General features: G+C 68.1%; 13 protein-coding genes. 12 read left to right on the top strand and 1 reads right to left on the bottom strand.

Features of this window, described 5'->3' with window-relative positions; all coding sequences use genetic code 11:
* The first annotated feature begins 4 nt into the window (after nt 1-4).
* From nuoL to AC1RSK_RS06035, 12 genes are all read left to right on the top strand, one after another.
* A complete protein-coding gene (nuoL, locus tag AC1RSK_RS05980; RefSeq protein WP_492906426.1) occupies nt 5-2,092 on the top strand; it encodes an NADH-quinone oxidoreductase subunit L in 2,088 nt (695 codons plus the stop codon).
* Between the two features lie 9 nt (nt 2,093-2,101).
* Complete coding sequence (locus tag AC1RSK_RS05985; protein WP_492906428.1) at nt 2,102-3,586, top strand: NADH-quinone oxidoreductase subunit M; 1,485 nt, start codon at nt 2,102-2,104, stop codon at nt 3,584-3,586.
* Nucleotides 3,587-3,596: 10 nt separating this feature from the next.
* Nucleotides 3,597-5,027, top strand: a complete 1,431-nt coding sequence (nuoN, locus tag AC1RSK_RS05990; RefSeq protein WP_492906430.1) for an NADH-quinone oxidoreductase subunit NuoN — start codon at nt 3,597-3,599, stop codon at nt 5,025-5,027.
* Between the two features lie 188 nt (nt 5,028-5,215).
* On the top strand, nt 5,216-5,953 hold the full coding sequence (locus AC1RSK_RS05995; protein WP_492906431.1) for a biotin--[acetyl-CoA-carboxylase] ligase: 738 nt from the start codon (nt 5,216-5,218) through the stop codon (nt 5,951-5,953).
* Nucleotides 5,954-6,727: a type III pantothenate kinase gene (locus tag AC1RSK_RS06000; RefSeq protein WP_492906433.1), complete on the top strand. Its 774-nt coding sequence runs from the start codon at nt 5,954-5,956 to the stop codon at nt 6,725-6,727. It abuts the gene before it with no gap.
* A 5-nt stretch (nt 6,728-6,732) separates the two neighbouring features.
* Nucleotides 6,733-8,415 carry a ribonuclease J gene (locus tag AC1RSK_RS06005; protein WP_492906475.1) on the top strand — a complete coding sequence of 561 codons (1,683 nt, stop codon included), beginning with the start codon at nt 6,733-6,735 and terminating at the stop codon, nt 8,413-8,415.
* Nucleotides 8,415-9,137 carry a rhomboid family intramembrane serine protease gene (locus AC1RSK_RS06010; RefSeq protein WP_492906435.1) on the top strand — a complete coding sequence of 241 codons (723 nt, stop codon included), beginning with the start codon at nt 8,415-8,417 and terminating at the stop codon, nt 9,135-9,137. Before AC1RSK_RS06005 ends, AC1RSK_RS06010 begins: the two co-directional genes overlap by 1 nt.
* A 318-nt stretch (nt 9,138-9,455) precedes the next feature.
* Entirely contained in the window at nt 9,456-9,875 is a 420-nt protein-coding gene (gene mce, locus AC1RSK_RS06015) for a methylmalonyl-CoA epimerase (RefSeq protein WP_492906437.1), read from the top strand.
* The gene (locus AC1RSK_RS06020) at nt 9,875-10,135 is read left to right on the top strand and encodes a DUF1467 family protein (RefSeq protein WP_492906439.1); all 261 of its coding nucleotides are present in this window, start codon (nt 9,875-9,877) and stop codon (nt 10,133-10,135) included. Before mce ends, AC1RSK_RS06020 begins: the two co-directional genes overlap by 1 nt.
* A 284-nt stretch (nt 10,136-10,419) precedes the next feature.
* Entirely contained in the window at nt 10,420-11,733 is a 1,314-nt protein-coding gene (gene proS / locus AC1RSK_RS06025) for a proline--tRNA ligase (protein WP_492906441.1), read from the top strand.
* A gap of 37 nt (nt 11,734-11,770) precedes the next feature.
* Nucleotides 11,771-13,021 (top strand): lipoprotein-releasing ABC transporter permease subunit, encoded by a 1,251-nt coding sequence (locus AC1RSK_RS06030; RefSeq protein WP_492906477.1) that lies wholly within the window; start codon nt 11,771-11,773, stop codon nt 13,019-13,021.
* Nucleotides 13,014-13,700 carry an ABC transporter ATP-binding protein gene (locus tag AC1RSK_RS06035; RefSeq protein ID WP_492906443.1) on the top strand — a complete coding sequence of 229 codons (687 nt, stop codon included), beginning with the start codon at nt 13,014-13,016 and terminating at the stop codon, nt 13,698-13,700. The genes AC1RSK_RS06030 and AC1RSK_RS06035 overlap by 8 nt, the downstream gene beginning before the upstream one ends.
* Here AC1RSK_RS06035 and AC1RSK_RS06040 read toward each other — a convergent pair.
* Nucleotides 13,701-14,458 (bottom strand): TonB family protein (locus AC1RSK_RS06040; protein WP_492906445.1); only part of this gene is annotated, 758 nt, incomplete at its 5' end. It lies immediately after the preceding gene.

A 14,458-nucleotide genomic window follows, 5' to 3' on the forward strand; every position in this document is an offset into this window, starting at 1 on the left:
ACCCATGTCTCACGAGCTTCTCGTCACCATCCTGCTGTTCGGCCCGCTGATCGGCGCGGCAATCGTCGGCCTGAGCGGCCGCCGGCTGGGCAATATCCCCAGCCAGGCCATCACCACCGGCCTGCTGTTCCTGTCCTGCGCCATCGCCTGGATCACCTTCTTCGGCGTGGCGTTGGGCGACTGGGCCGACTTCACCGTCAAGCTGCTGCCGTTCGTCAACGTCGGCGACTTCCAGTCGGCCTGGTCGATCCGCATCGATACGCTCAGCGCGGTGATGCTGATCGTGGTGACCAGCGTCTCCAGCCTCGTCCACCTCTACAGCTGGGGCTACATGGCCGAGGACGACAGCCGTCCCCGGTTCTTCGCCTATCTGTCGCTCTTCACCTTCGCCATGCTGGCGCTGGTCACCGCCGCCGACTTCATGCAGCTGTTCTTCGGCTGGGAAGGGGTGGGCCTAGCCAGCTACCTGCTGATCGGCTTCTGGTACAAGAAGCCCACGGCGTCGGCCGCCGCCATCAAGGCCTTCGTGGTGAACCGGGTCGGCGACTTCGGCTTCGCGCTCGGCATCATGACCTGCTTCTGGATGTTCGGCTCGATCGAGTTCAACGAGATCTTCCCGGAAGTGGCGACCTGGTCGGGCAAGACCTGGGTGTTCCTGAACACGCAGTTCAGCGCCATGGACCTAGCCTGCTTCCTGCTGTTCATCGGGGCCATGGGCAAGTCGGCCCAGTTCTTCCTGCACACCTGGCTGCCCGACGCCATGGAGGGCCCGACCCCGGTTTCGGCGCTGATCCACGCGGCGACCATGGTCACCGCCGGCGTCTACATGGTCTGCCTGCTGTCGCCGATGTTCGAGTACGCCGACGGGGCCCGCACGGTGGTGACGGTGGTCGGCGCCGTGACGGCCCTGTTCGCGGCCACGGTGGGTCTGGCCCAGAACGACATCAAGCGGGTCATCGCCTATTCGACCTGTTCGCAGCTCGGCTACATGTTCTTCGCGGCCGGGGTCGGCGCCTATCAGGCGGCGATGTTCCACCTGTTCACCCACGCCTTCTTCAAGGCCCTGCTGTTCCTCGGCGCCGGTTCGGTCATCCACGGCATGCACCACGAGCAGGACATGCGGAAGATGGGCGCCCTGTGGAAGTACCTGCCCTTCACCTATGCGGTGATGACCATCGGCACCCTGGCCATCACCGGCGTCGGCATCCCCGGCCTCGACCTGGGCTTCGCCGGCTTCTACTCCAAGGACACCATCATCGAGGCCAGCTGGGCCGCCGGGCAGCACAATCCCGCCGCCCAGTTCGCCTTCGTGGTCAGCCTGCTGGCCGCCGGCCTGACCAGCTTCTACAGCTGGCGCCTGGCCTTCATGACCTTCCACGGCAAGGCCAAGTGGGCGCATGACGATCACGGGCACGCCGACGCCCATGCGCATGACGACCACGCCAGCCACGCCCAGATCGAGACCCACAGCGAGCCGCTGCCGGACGCCCACGGGCACGATGATCACGGCCATGGCCACGACCACAAGCCGCACGAGAGCCCGCTGAGCATGCTGGTCCCGCTGGGGCTGCTGGCCATCGGCGCCATCGCCGCCGGCTACTTCTTCGTCGAGCACTTCGTCGGCCACGACCAGGCCCACTTCTGGGCCGGCTCGGTGTTCAACGCCGCCACCAACCATGTGCTGCACGAGATGCACGAGGCCCCGGCCTGGGTCATCTGGGCGCCGCTGGTGGTCACCGCCACGGGCTTCCTGATCGCCGTCTACGTCTACCTGCTCAACGAGGGCATGGGGGCGCGGCTGGCCGCCCAGGAGGGACCGCTGTGGCGCTTCCTCTACAACAAGTGGTTCTTCGACGAGCTGTACGACGCCACCTTCGTGCGCGGCGCCAAACTCCTCGGCGACCTGTTCTGGAAGGGCGGCGACCAGAAGATCATCGACGGCCTGGGTCCGGACGGCGTCTCCGCCGCCTCGATGCTGGTCGGCAAGGGCACGGGCCGGCTGCAGACCGGCTACGTCTATCACTACGCCTTCGTCATGTTGCTGGGCATCGCGGGTCTCCTGACCTACGCCCTGTTCCAGTTCCGAGGGTAGGCCAGGACCATGACCGGCATTCTCTCCCTCATCACCTTCTCGCCGCTGATCGGCGTCCTCGCCATTCTGGCCATCAAGCTGTCGGGCCGCACCGGCCAGGCGGCCGACAACGCCGCGCGCTGGATCACCCTGGTCAACACGGCGGTGACCTTCGGCCTCAGCCTGCTGATGCTGGCCCAGTTCAAGGCCGGCGATCCGGGCTTCCAGTTCCTCGAGGAGTTCCCGCTGTTCGCCGGGCTCCACTATCGGATGGGCGTCGACGGCATCTCCATCCTGTTCGTGGTGCTGACCGCCTTCCTGATGCCGCTCTGCATCGCCGCCTCGTGGAAGTCGGTGGAGAACCGGGTCGCCGAGTACATGATCGCCTTCCTGGTGCTGGAAGTGCTGGTCATCGGCGTGTTCACCGCGCTGGACCTGATCCTGTTCTACATGTTCTTCGAGTTCGGCCTGGTGCCGATGTTCCTGATCATCGGTATCTGGGGCGGCAAGCGGCGGGTCTACGCGGCCTTCAAATTCTTCCTCTACACCCTGCTGGGCAGCGTGCTGATGCTGGCCGCCATCCTGGCCATGATCGGCATCTCGGGCACGACCTCGATCCCCGAGCTGATGCACTACAAGTTCGACCCGATGCTGCAGACCTGGCTGTGGCTGGCCTTCTTCGCCTCCTTCGCGGTGAAGATGCCGATGTGGCCGGTGCACACCTGGCTGCCCGACGCCCACGTCGAGGCGCCGACAGCCGGCTCGGTGATCCTGGCCGGCATCCTGTTGAAGCTCGGCGGCTACGGCTTCATGCGTTTCAGCCTGCCGATGTTCCCGCAGGCCTCGGAGGTCTGGGCGCCGCTGGTCTTCGGGCTGTCGGTGGTCGCCATCATCTACACCTCCCTGGTCGCCTTCCGGCAGACCGACATCAAGAAGCTGATCGCCTACAGCTCGGTCGCCCACATGGGTTTTGTGACCATGGGCATCTTCAGCGGCAACGCGGTCGGGGAGCAGGGCGCCCTCTACCAGATGATCAGCCACGGGGTGATCTCCGGCGCGCTCTTCCTCTGCGTCGGCGTCGTCTACGACCGCATGCACACCCGCGAGATCGCCTTCTACGGCGGCCTGACCCAGCGCATGCCCTGGTATGCGGCGGTCTTCATGCTGTTCACCATGGGCAACGTCGGCCTGCCGGGCACCAGCGGCTTCGTCGGCGAGATCATGACCATGACGGGCACCTATGAGGCCTCGACCTGGACGGCGCTCTTGGCCGCCACCGGGGTCATCCTCTCGGCGGTCTATGCGCTCACTCTGTACCGGCGCGTGATGTTCGGCGAGATCACCAATCCGCAACTTGCCAACATCACCGACCTGGACTGGCGCGAGGTCGCCATCTTCGTTCCGCTGATCGTCTCGACCCTGTTCCTCGGGGTCTATCCGCACAGCATCTTCCAATACACCGGCGCCTCGGTCGACGCGCTGGTCGGCGCCTATCGCGCCGCGACGGGCGGGTAGGGGCCTGGCCATGTTCATGAGCAACCTCTCCCTGGCCTGGCCGGAAGTGATCCTCGGGATCGCGGCCTGCGTGCTGCTGGTCTGGGGCGCCTTCCAGGGCAGGGTCACCGCCCTGTTCAATGGCGTCGCCGTCCTGTCGCTGGTGGCCGCGGCCGCCGCGGCCGTGGTCGGCCCGCACGGCGTCGCCTTCGCCGGCGGCCTGATCGCCGACCCCATCTCGGCCTTCGCCAAGGTCTTCATCTACGGCTTCTCCGCCGTCGCCATCCTGCTGTCGGACCGCTGGCTGGCCCGCCGGGGCGAGGCCAAGTTCGAGCTGACGGTGCTGATCCTGCTGGCCGCGCTCGGCATGGGCGTCATGGCCTCGGCCGGCGACCTGATCAGCCTCTACATGGGCATCGAGCTGCATTCCCTGGCCCTCTACGTCCTGGCCGCCTTCCGCCGTGACGACGCCAAGGGCTCGGAAGCGGGCCTGAAGTATTTCGTGCTCGGCGCCCTCAGCTCCGGCCTGCTGCTCTACGGCGCCTCGCTGATCTACGGCTTCGCCGGCTCCACCCAGTTCCCGGTCATCGCCGAGGCGGTGAAGGCGGGGGCGGGCGGCGGCGTGCTGTTCGGCCTGGTCTTCCTGATCTGCGGCATCGCCTTCAAGGTCTCGGCCGCGCCCTTCCACATGTGGACGCCGGACGTCTACGAGGGCGCCCCGACGCCGATCGTCGGCTTCTTCTCGGCCGCCCCCAAGTTGGCCGCCATGGTGCTGCTGGCCCGGGTGCTGACCGAGGGCTTCGGCAGCGCCATCGAGCAGTGGCGGCAGGTGATCGTCGCCCTGGCGCTGATCTCCATCTTCGTCGGCGCCTTCGCCGGCCTGGCGCAGCGCAACCTGAAGCGCCTGTGGGCCTACAGCTCGATCGCCAACATCGGCTACGCCCTGCTGGGCCTGGCCGCCGGCGGCACGCTGGGCATCCAGGCCATGCTGCTGTTCATGGTCCTCTACATGGTCGACGTGACCGGCTTCTTCGCGGCCCTCTGCGCCCTGCAGCGCGGCGACAAGCCGATGGAGACCATCGACGACATGGCCGGCCTGGTGAAGGAACGCCCGGGCCTGGCCCTGGCCATCACCGCCTTCTCCCTGTCGGCCATCGGCCTGCCGCCGTTCGCCGGCTTCTGGGCCAAGTTCTACGTCTTCAAGGCGGCCATCGGCTCGGGGCAGGAATACATGGTCTGGGCCGCCGTGCTCGGCCTGGTCGGCAGCGTGGTGGCGGCCTTCTACTACCTGCGCCTGATCAAGGTGATGTGGATGGACGCGGCTCCGGGCGCGACCGACAAGCCGCCGCTGGAGGCCAATGGCATCGCCATTGCCGCCGCCCTGTTCAGCTTCCCGCTCTGCGTCCTGGCCCTGATCTGGCTCGACCCGCTGGCCAAGGCCGCCGCGGCCGCGCTGGGGTAGGGGATTACCCTCCCCGCCACCACCCCCCGGCCGTCATCCTCGGGTTTGTCCCGAGGACCCATTCGTCCGCTCGCGCGAACGCCTGCCCAGATCGCGTGGTCGGTGCGGCCGCGCTCGCGCCTGGCCCTACAATGGGTCCTCGGGACAAGCCCGAGGATGACGGCCGGAGAGGGGGAGAGATCGGCGCCATGATCCCCCCCATCATCGCCTACGACGAGATCGACTCCACCAACGCCGAGGCCCGCCGCCGGGCCGAGGCCGGCGAAATGGGCCCCCTTTGGCTCACCGCCGGGCGCCAGACCGCCGGGCGCGGGCGTCGGGGCCGGTCTTGGGAGACGGGGCAGGGGAGCAACCTGGCCGCCACCCTGCTGCTGACCACCCAGCGGCCGCCGGCGGAAGCGGCGCAGATATCCTTCGTCGCCGCCCTGGCCGTCGCCGAACTGGCCGACGCCTATGTGCCCGCCAGTCTCGTCACCCTGAAATGGCCGAACGATCCGCTGATCGGCGGGAAGAAGACCAGCGGCGTGCTGATCGAGTCCGGCCCTTCGCCGCTCGGCGGCCTGTGGCTGGCGGTCGGCATCGGCGTCAACCTGGCCGAGGCGCCGGAGAACGCCGAGCGCCCCGCCACCACCTTCGCCGCCCACATGACCGGACCGCCGCCCAAGCCGCTCGACGCCCTCGCCGTTCTCGCCGAGGCCTTCGCCCGCTGGCAGGCCGTCTGGGACCGCCTGGGCTTCCCCGCCATCGCCGACGCCTGGACCCGCCGGGCGCACGGCCTGGGCGAGGCGTGCGTGGCGCGGCTGGGCAATGAAACGGTCGAAGGCATAGCGGAAGGTCTCGATAGCGACGGATCGCTCAGACTGCGCTTGCCAGACGGCATGCTGCGCCGCATCACGGCGGGCGACGTGTTTTTCGGGGAGCGCTGAATGCTGCTGGCCATCGAACAGGGCAACACCAACACCCTCTTCGCCGTGCACAATGGCGAGGACTGGATCGCCCAGTGGCGCACCGCCACCGAGAGCACCCGCACGGCCGACGAATACGCCGTCTGGCTGTCACAGCTGCTGGCCATGTCGGGCATGAGCCTGGGGGCTCTGACCGCCTGCATCATTTCCAGCGTCGTGCCCCAATCGCTGTTCAACCTGCGCAACCTGTCGCGGCGCTACCTGCACGTCGAGCCGCTGGTCATCGGCGAGAACGCCGAGCTCGGCATCCCCATCCGCATCGACAAGCCGTCCGAGGCCGGCGCCGACCGGCTGGTCAACGCCATCGGGGCCCACATCAAATACCCCGGCCCGCTGATCATCATCGACAGCGGCACCGCCACCACCTTCGACGTCATCGGGGCCGACGGCGGCTTCGAGGGCGGCGTCATCGCTCCTGGCATCAACCTCTCCATGCAGGCCCTGCACGAGGCCGCCGCCAAGCTGCCGCGCATCGCCATCCAGCGGCCGGAGCGCAACCGCGTGGTCGGCACCGACACCGTCACCGCCATGCAGTCGGGCGTCTTCTGGGGCTACATCGGCCTCATCGAGGGCCTGATCAAACGCATCAAGGAGGAACGCGGCGGCCACCTGACGGTTGTCGCCACCGGCGGGGTCTTCTCCCTCTTCGAGGGCGCCACCGACACCATCGACATCTTCGACGGCGACCTCACCATCCGGGGTCTGCTGGAAATCCACCGCAGGAACACCACTTGAGCCTCATGCCCACACCCCACCCCAGTGACGAACTCATCTTCCTGCCGCTGGGGGGCTCCAACGAGATCGGCATGAACTTCAACCTCTACGGCTACGGGCCGGAAGAGGACCGCAAGTGGATCGTCGTCGACCTCGGCATCACCTTCGGCGACCAGACGACGCCCGGCGTCGAGGTCATCCTGCCCGATCCTACGTACATCGAGGCCTATGCCGACGACATCCTCGGCATCGTCCTGACCCACGCCCATGAGGACCACATCGGCGCCGTCGCCTGGCTGTGGCCGCGCCTCAGGGCGCCGGTCTACGCGACGCCGTTCACCGCCTTCCTGCTGCGCGAGAAGCTGCGCGAGAAGGGCATCCTCGACGATGTTCACATCACCGAGGTGGCGCTGGGCGGCAATATCGAGTTGGGCCCCTTCGAGCTTGAACTGATCACCCTGACCCACTCGATCCCCGAGCCCAACGGCCTGGCCATCCGCACGCCGCTGGGCACCATCCTCCATACCGGCGATTGGAAGATCGACCCGGACCCGCTGCTCGGCGCCGTCACCGACGCGGCCGCCATCCGCCGGCTCGGCGACGAGGGCGTGCTGGCCATGGTCTGCGACAGCACCAACGTCTTCGTCGACGGCTTCGCCGGCTCCGAGGGCGAGGTGCGGGTGGCGATGACCAAGCTGATCGGCAGCCTGAAGGGCAAGATCGCGGTCGGCTGCTTCGCCTCCAACGTCGCCCGCATGGACACGGTCATCCGCGCCGCCGAGGACGCCGGCCGGCGGGTCTGCCTGGTCGGCCGCTCGATGCACCGCATGGCCGCCGCCGCCAAGTCGGTCGGCCTCATGAAGGGCACGGCCGAGTTCGTCAGCGAGAAGGAGGCCGGCTACTTCCCCGAGAGCAGCATTCTCTACCTCTGCACCGGCAGCCAGGGTGAGCCCCGCGCAGCCCTGTCGCGCATCGCCTCGGGCACGCACCCGCACATCACGCTCGGCAACGGCGACCACGCCATCTTCTCCAGCCGGGTGATCCCCGGCAATGAGGTGCCGATCCGCGCCCTGCAGAATGGTTTGGCGGACCGGGGCGTGCGCCTCTACACCGAACGCGACCACCCGGGCATCCACGTTTCCGGCCACCCCTGCCGCGACGAACTCAAGCAGATGTACCAGTGGGCCCGGCCGCAGATCGCCGTACCGACCCATGGCGAGCGCCGCCACCTGCTGGAACACGCCGCCCTGGCCAAGGACCTGCAGGTGCCGATGACGGTGACGCCGCGCAACGGCGACATGGTCCGGCTGGCGCCGGGGCATCCGAGCATCATCGACGAGGTGCCGGCCGGGCGCCTCTATGTCGACGCCGGCGTCCTGACCCCCGAGAACGGCGACGCCCTGAAGCAGCGGCGGCACGCGGCCTTCAACGGCGCCCTGACCGTCTCGGTCGTGCTCGACGAGAAGGGCAAGCTGGTCTCCGGCCCGCAGGTTCGTTCGCTGGGCCTGCCGGGCGATGAGGAATACCCGCTCGACGACGCGCTGGACGACCTGGCCGACGAGGCCGAGCAGGCGATCCGCAAGATCCCCGGCGAGGAACGGGCCTTTGACGAGATCGTCGAGGCGGCCATCTGCAAGGTGGTCAAGAAAGCCGCCTACCGCATCTGGGAACGCAAGCCGGTCGTCGAGGCGGTGGTGCTGCGCATCTGATGGATCAATCCCCCGGACCCTGGTCGGACCAGCCGCCGCCTTCACAGCCGCCGCCCATGGAGCGGCGGCTGACGCCGGGCGAACTGTGGAAGCTGGCCTGGCCGAACGCTGTGGTCACCGGCGCCATCCTGCTGGTCGCGGCCTGGCAGGTCTGGCGCCTGCTGGAGGGTGACGGGAACATCGGCATCGACCAGGGCGGGCTGTCGGCCGCGGCGCTGGCCGAGGGCCGCTGGTGGACGCCGTTCAGCAGCATGTTCCTGCACGCCGGAATCGCCCACCTGGTCTTCAACATGATCGCCCTGGCGCAGCTCGGCCCGATCGTGGCCCTGCGCTTCGGCCGCGACGGCCGGGCGCTGGCCACCTATGTCGTCTTCTACCTGCTCTGCGGCCTGATCGGCGACGCCGTCTACCTGGCCATCCACCCGACCAGCGCCGTGCCGATGATCGGCGCCTCAGGGGCCATCTTCGGCCTCTGGGGCGCCATGGCCAGGCTCGGTCCGAACGGCAGCCTCGCGCCGATCTTCTCCCGCCAGGTCTGGAAGCAGACGCAGGCCGCTATCGTCAGCAACCTGGTGATCATGGCCATTGTCCTGCTGCCGGCGCTGCTGGATGGTCGGATGACCATGGGCGGCATCGCCTGGGAGGCGCATCTGGGCGGCTATCTGGCCGGGCTGCTGCTGATCGGCCTGCCGGTGTTCCGGGCCCGGCCGATCTGGCCCTGAATTTCCTCCGGGTAAAATTTTCGGGCCTCCGGACTGCCGGCCAGGCGGGCCTGCGGGACGCCGGTGGAAATCGGTGGGTTGTTGGTTGGTCCAATCGGCGCGCCAAGCTGGCTGTATCGCCCTCCTCGGCCGACCTCCGAGTGGACGTAAGGTGTTGTAAAATACAGGAAATACCTGCTCGCCCTGGTCTTGTTCGTGGTAAAATGGCTCCGCTTCGATAAATCATCCGCCGGACCACCTCCGGCTGACCTTTCGTCACGGTGGAGGCGGCGCGCCAATCGGTGTAGGACGCCTGCGCATCATCCAGGCAGGACCCCCATGATCGGCAAGCTCAACCACGTCGGCGTCGCCACCCCCTCCATCGACGAGTCGGTGAAGATGTACCGCGAGGTGCTCGGCGCCACCTCGATCACCGACAAATGGGCGATGCCGGAGCAGGGTGTCTGGGTCTGTTTCGTCAACCTGCCCAACAGCCAGATCGAGCTGATCGAGCCTTACGGGGAATCCTCGCCGATCCACGGCTTCCTGGCCAAGAACCCCAAGGGTGGCCAGCACCACATCTGTTTCGAGGTCGAGGACATCCTCGCCGCCCGCGACGACATGAAGGCCAAGGGCGCCACGGTGCTGGGCGAACCGCGCATCGGGGCGCATGGTACGCCGGTGATCTTCATCCACCCCAAGGACATGGGCGGCATGCTGGTCGAACTGATGGAAACCCCCAAGGGCGAGCACCACTGATGGGCCCGATGACCATGTTCGCCGTCTACCTGACCATCTGGTGGACGGTGCTGTTCGTGGTGCTGCCGCTGGGCAGCCGCAGCTACCACGAGTCCGGCATCAAGGTGACCGACGGCGGCGACCCCGGCGCGCCGGTCAATCCCAACCTCAAGCGGAAGTTCATCACCACCACCTGGGTGTCGTTCATCTGCTGGGCGCTGCTGATGCTGGCCCTGAAATTCCACCTGATTCCCATGCCGTCGCTGGCCCACTGGAACTGACTGCACAGGATTGCGGCGCCCGGTCGCGCCGTGGTTGCACAAACTCTGGGCATATCGCCGATTGGTCGGCCGATCGCGATGACACCGCTGCCACGGCGGGCCGGGTGGGCGCATCCTGAAGCCTCGGAAAGCGGGTCCGCCCGCTGCGTTCCGTGGCGTATGTTCCCCGACGATTGAACTTGAAGGCCGCCTGAGTTGCTCAGGCGGCCTTCTTTTCGCCGGGCCACGTTGCCAATCAACATCCCCACCGGCTAAGTCAGCGCCGATTATTCATTGGGGTTGCCATGCGCCTGTCGCGCTTTTTCCTGCCGGTGCTCAAGGAAGTGCCCGCCGACGTTCAGATCGTCTCCCATCAGCTGATGCTGCGCGCCGGCATGATCCGCCAGGAGGCGGCCGGCATCTACGCCTGGCTGCCGCTGGGCCTGCGGGTGCTCAAGAAGGTCGAGCAGATCGTCCGCGAGGAGATGGACCGGGCCGGGGCCATCGAACTCCTCATGCCGACCCTGCAGCTGGCCGACCTGTGGAAGGAAAGCGGTCGCTACGAGGCCTATGGCGACGAGATGCTGCGCATCACCGACCGCCACAAGCGCGACCTGCTGTATGGGCCCACGGCCGAGGAGGTGGTCACCGACATCTTCCGGGCCTCGGTGAAGAGCTACAAGGACCTGCCGCTCAACCTCTACAACATCCAGTGGAAGTTCCGCGACGAGCGCCGCCCGCGCTTCGGCGTCATGCGCGGCCGCGAGTTCCTGATGAAGGACGCCTACAGCTTCGACCTCAACGAGGCCGACGCCCGCAAGTCCTACAACCGGATGTTCGTTGCCTACCTCAACACCTTCGCCCGCATGGGCCTCAAGGCCGTGCCGATGAAGGCCGACACCGGCCCGATCGGCGGCGACCTCAGCCACGAGTTCATCGTCCTGGCCGACACCGGCGAATCCCAGGTCTTCTGTCACAAGGACCTGGTCGAGATGGGCGCCCCGGGCCCCGACGTCGACTTCGACGGCGACCTGCAGCCGCTGGTCGACCAGCGCACCGCCCTCTATGCGGCGACCGAAGAGATGCACGACGAGGCGGCCTTCAACGCCGTGCCGGCCGACAAGCAGCTGTCGGCCCGCGGCATCGAGGTCGGCCACATCTTCTATTTCGGCGAGAAGTACTCCAAGCCGATGAAGGCCAATGTCGCCGGCCCTGACGGCCAGAACGCCCCCGTGCACATGGGCAGCTACGGCGTCGGCGTCTCGCGCCTGCTGGGCGCCATCATCGAGGCCAGCCATGACGACAACGGCATCATCTGGCCGGACGCGGTGGCCCCCTACGATCTGGGCATCATCAACCTGAAGTCCGGCGATGCTGCCTGCGATGCGGCCTGCGAGAAGGTCTATGCGGCGGCGAAAGCGGCCGGCAAGGCGGCCCTGTACGACGACCGCGACGAGCGGGCCGGCGCGAAATTTGCAACCATGGACCTGATCGGCATCCCCCGTCAGATCGTCGTGGGGCCCAAGTCCATCGCGGAGGGCAATGTGGAAGTGAAGGTGCGCGCCACCGGCGAACGCTCCGTCGCCTCGCTCGACGCCGTGCTGGCCGGGCTCGCCTGAGGTGAGCAAGCCGGGGGCCAAGGCCGCGCCGTTCGGGATGTGGGAGCGGGCGGTCGCCTTCCGCTACCTGCGCGCCCGGCGACAGGACGCCGGCGTGGCCCTGATCTCCATCCTCGCCTTCCTCGGCATCGGGGCGGCGGTGCTGGTGCTCATCGTGGTGATGAGCGTCATGAACGGCTTCCGCACCGAGTTGCTGGACAAGATCCTCGGCTTCAACGGCCACATGTACGTGGTCGGCGCCCTGCCGTTGTCGGACGGTGAGCGCGATACGGTGGTGAAGCGCATCCGCGCCGTCCCCGGCGTCGCCCAGGTGACGCCGATGACCGAAGGCCAGGTCATGATCGTCGGCCGCGGCCAGGCCGGCGGCGCCATCGTGCGCGGGGTCAGCCTGGCGGACCTCAAGGCGACAAAGCTGGTCGCCGGCAACATCAAGGTCGGGTCCCTGGAGGGCTACGGCCAGGGCGAATACGGCGGCGACATGGTCCTGCTGGGTCAGCGGCTGGCCCTGCAGCTGGGGGTCGGGCCGGGTGACGCGGTCACCATCATCGCGCCGTCCAGTTCGCCCTCGGCCTTCGGCATGTCGGCCAGCCAGAAGGACTACACGGTCGGCGGCCTCTTCAGCGTCGGCATGAGCGAGTACGACCAGGCCTTCGCCTATATGCCGCTGGAGCAGTCCCAGCTGTTCTTCGGCAAGGAGGGCGGGGTCGATGTGCTGGAGATCAAGCTGGACGACCCGGACGCCGCCGCCACGCTCAAGCCGCTGATCCGCCAGGCGGCGGGCCCGGGCGCCAGCGTCAGCGACTGGACCGAGAAGAACCAGAGCTTTTTCAATGCCCTGCAGGTCGAGCGCACGGTGATGCGGTTCATCCTGTTCTGCATCGTCATCATCGCGGCGATCAACATCGTCTCGGGGCTCATCATGCTGGTGAAGAACAAGAGCCGCGACATCGCCATCCTGCGCACCATGGGGGCGACCAAGAACTCCATCCTGCGCGTCTTCTTCATGGCCGGGGCCAGCGTCGGCGTGGCGGGGACCTTGGCCGGCCTGTTCCTGGGGGTGCTGTTCTGCATGAACATCCAGCACATCCAGGGCCTGGTCGAGAGCGTCACCGGGACCAGCGTCTTCAACGCCGATGTCTATTTCCTGACCCACATCCCGGCCCGCATCGAATGGCCGGAGGTGGCGTTGATCGTCGGGGTGTCGCTGCTGGTCAGCTTCATCGCCACCCTGCCACCGGCGCTCAGGGCGGCCAGCCTCGATCCGGTTGAGGCGCTTCGCTATGAGTAGTCCGACCCTGTCCCTGCGCGGCGTCAAGCGCACCTATCGCACCGGGGCCGGCGAGCTGACGGTGCTCAGGGGCGCCGACCTCGACGTCATGCCGGGCGAGATCGTCGGGCTGATCGGGCCGTCTGGGTCGGGCAAGTCGTCACTGCTGCACGCGGCCGGGCTGCTGGAACATCCGACCGAAGGCCAGGTGATCATCGCCGGCCAGGACTGCAGCAAGCTGGGCGACCGGCCGCGCACCCTGACGCGCCTGGCCAGCATCGGCTTCGTCTACCAGTTCCACCATCTGCTGCCGGAGTTCACGGCGCTGGAGAACGTGGCCATGCCGGCCCTGATCCAGGGCCGCGACCGGGCCTGGGCGCAGGCGCGGGCTGAGGGGCTGCTCGGCCAGATGGGCCTGGCCGAACGCACCGACCACCAGCCGGGCCAGCTGTCCGGCGGCGAGCAGCAGCGGGTGGCCATCGCCCGCGCCCTGACCAACGAGCCGGTGCTGCTGCTGGCCGACGAGCCGACCGGCAACCTCGATCCGGAGACCGCCGCCCACGTCTTCCAGGCCCTGCACGACGTGGTTCGCGACCAGGGCGTCGCCGCCCTGATCGCCACCCACAACCTGGATCTGGCCCGCTACATGGACCGGGTGTTCGCCCTCAAGGACGGCCACCTGGAAGAGCGGCGGTTCTAGTTACCGCGCGGGACGCGGCGTCTGAGCCGCCGTCGGCGCGCTGAAGATGATCGGCACATTGACGTAGCCGCCACCAGCCGGTCTGCCGTCCGCCAGCAACGGGCTGACCTTGAACTTCGCGGCCAGCTTCAGGGCCGCCTCCGCGAAGCCGTCGTCGCCGCGAACCTGGCAGTCCGTCAGGTCGCCGGCCGGCGTCGTCCGGCACCGCAGCACCACCCGGCCGGACAGGCCCGCCTTGTAGGCCTCGCGCGGATAGACAGCCGCGACGTCGGCGCCGCTCGGGCGGGAAACCCAGACCGGCTTGGCGATCATCGGCCTCGGCGGGGTCGGAGCGGCCGCCGGCTGGACCGGCGTGCCGAAGACGATCGGGATGCTGACCTTGCCGGTGCGAGGTTTGCTCCCCTCGGGGAAGATGGCGTTGACCCGGAACTTGGGGGCCAGCTTCAGGGCCGCTTCGGCGAAGCCGTTGCCGGCCGGCGTCTCGCTCCGGGTCCGGCAGTTCGACAGCCAGCCGTCGACGCCCGTGTCGCAGGTCAGGACGACCCGTCCGGAAATGCCCTCGGCGCGGGCCCTGGCCGGATAGGCGGCCGCCACATCGGCGGCGCTGGGCCGGGCCTTCCAGTCGACGCCGGAGACCACGGGCGGTTCCGGCGGAGTGGGCGGGGCGGGCGGCGCCGGCGGGACGTGGGCCGCCGGTGCGACCGGCGCCAGGGGAGCCAACGGCGCGAGGCGGGCGAGCGGTGCAGGCGGCGCCGGCG

The organism is Caulobacter sp. GW821-FHT11A05, from assembly GCF_058809015.1.

What these genes read in the sequence shown, in the direction of transcription:
- proS (WP_492906441.1), top strand. Translation starts at nt 10,420, where the DNA reads ATGCGCCTGTCGCGCTTTTTCCTGCCGGTGCTCAAGGAAGTGCCCGCC.
- AC1RSK_RS06000 (WP_492906433.1), top strand. Translation starts at nt 5,954, where the DNA reads ATGCTGCTGGCCATCGAACAGGGCAACACCAACACCCTCTTCGCCGTG.
- AC1RSK_RS06030 (WP_492906477.1), top strand. Translation starts at nt 11,771, where the DNA reads ATGTGGGAGCGGGCGGTCGCCTTCCGCTACCTGCGCGCCCGGCGACAG.
- AC1RSK_RS06005 (WP_492906475.1), top strand. Translation starts at nt 6,733, where the DNA reads ATGCCCACACCCCACCCCAGTGACGAACTCATCTTCCTGCCGCTGGGG.
- AC1RSK_RS05985 (WP_492906428.1), top strand. Translation starts at nt 2,102, where the DNA reads ATGACCGGCATTCTCTCCCTCATCACCTTCTCGCCGCTGATCGGCGTC.
- AC1RSK_RS06010 (WP_492906435.1), top strand. Translation starts at nt 8,415, where the DNA reads ATGGATCAATCCCCCGGACCCTGGTCGGACCAGCCGCCGCCTTCACAG.
- AC1RSK_RS06035 (WP_492906443.1), top strand. Translation starts at nt 13,014, where the DNA reads ATGAGTAGTCCGACCCTGTCCCTGCGCGGCGTCAAGCGCACCTATCGC.
- nuoL (WP_492906426.1), top strand. Translation starts at nt 5, where the DNA reads ATGTCTCACGAGCTTCTCGTCACCATCCTGCTGTTCGGCCCGCTGATC.
- mce (WP_492906437.1), top strand. Translation starts at nt 9,456, where the DNA reads ATGATCGGCAAGCTCAACCACGTCGGCGTCGCCACCCCCTCCATCGAC.
- AC1RSK_RS06020 (WP_492906439.1), top strand. Translation starts at nt 9,875, where the DNA reads ATGGGCCCGATGACCATGTTCGCCGTCTACCTGACCATCTGGTGGACG.
- AC1RSK_RS05995 (WP_492906431.1), top strand. Translation starts at nt 5,216, where the DNA reads ATGATCCCCCCCATCATCGCCTACGACGAGATCGACTCCACCAACGCC.
- nuoN (WP_492906430.1), top strand. Translation starts at nt 3,597, where the DNA reads ATGTTCATGAGCAACCTCTCCCTGGCCTGGCCGGAAGTGATCCTCGGG.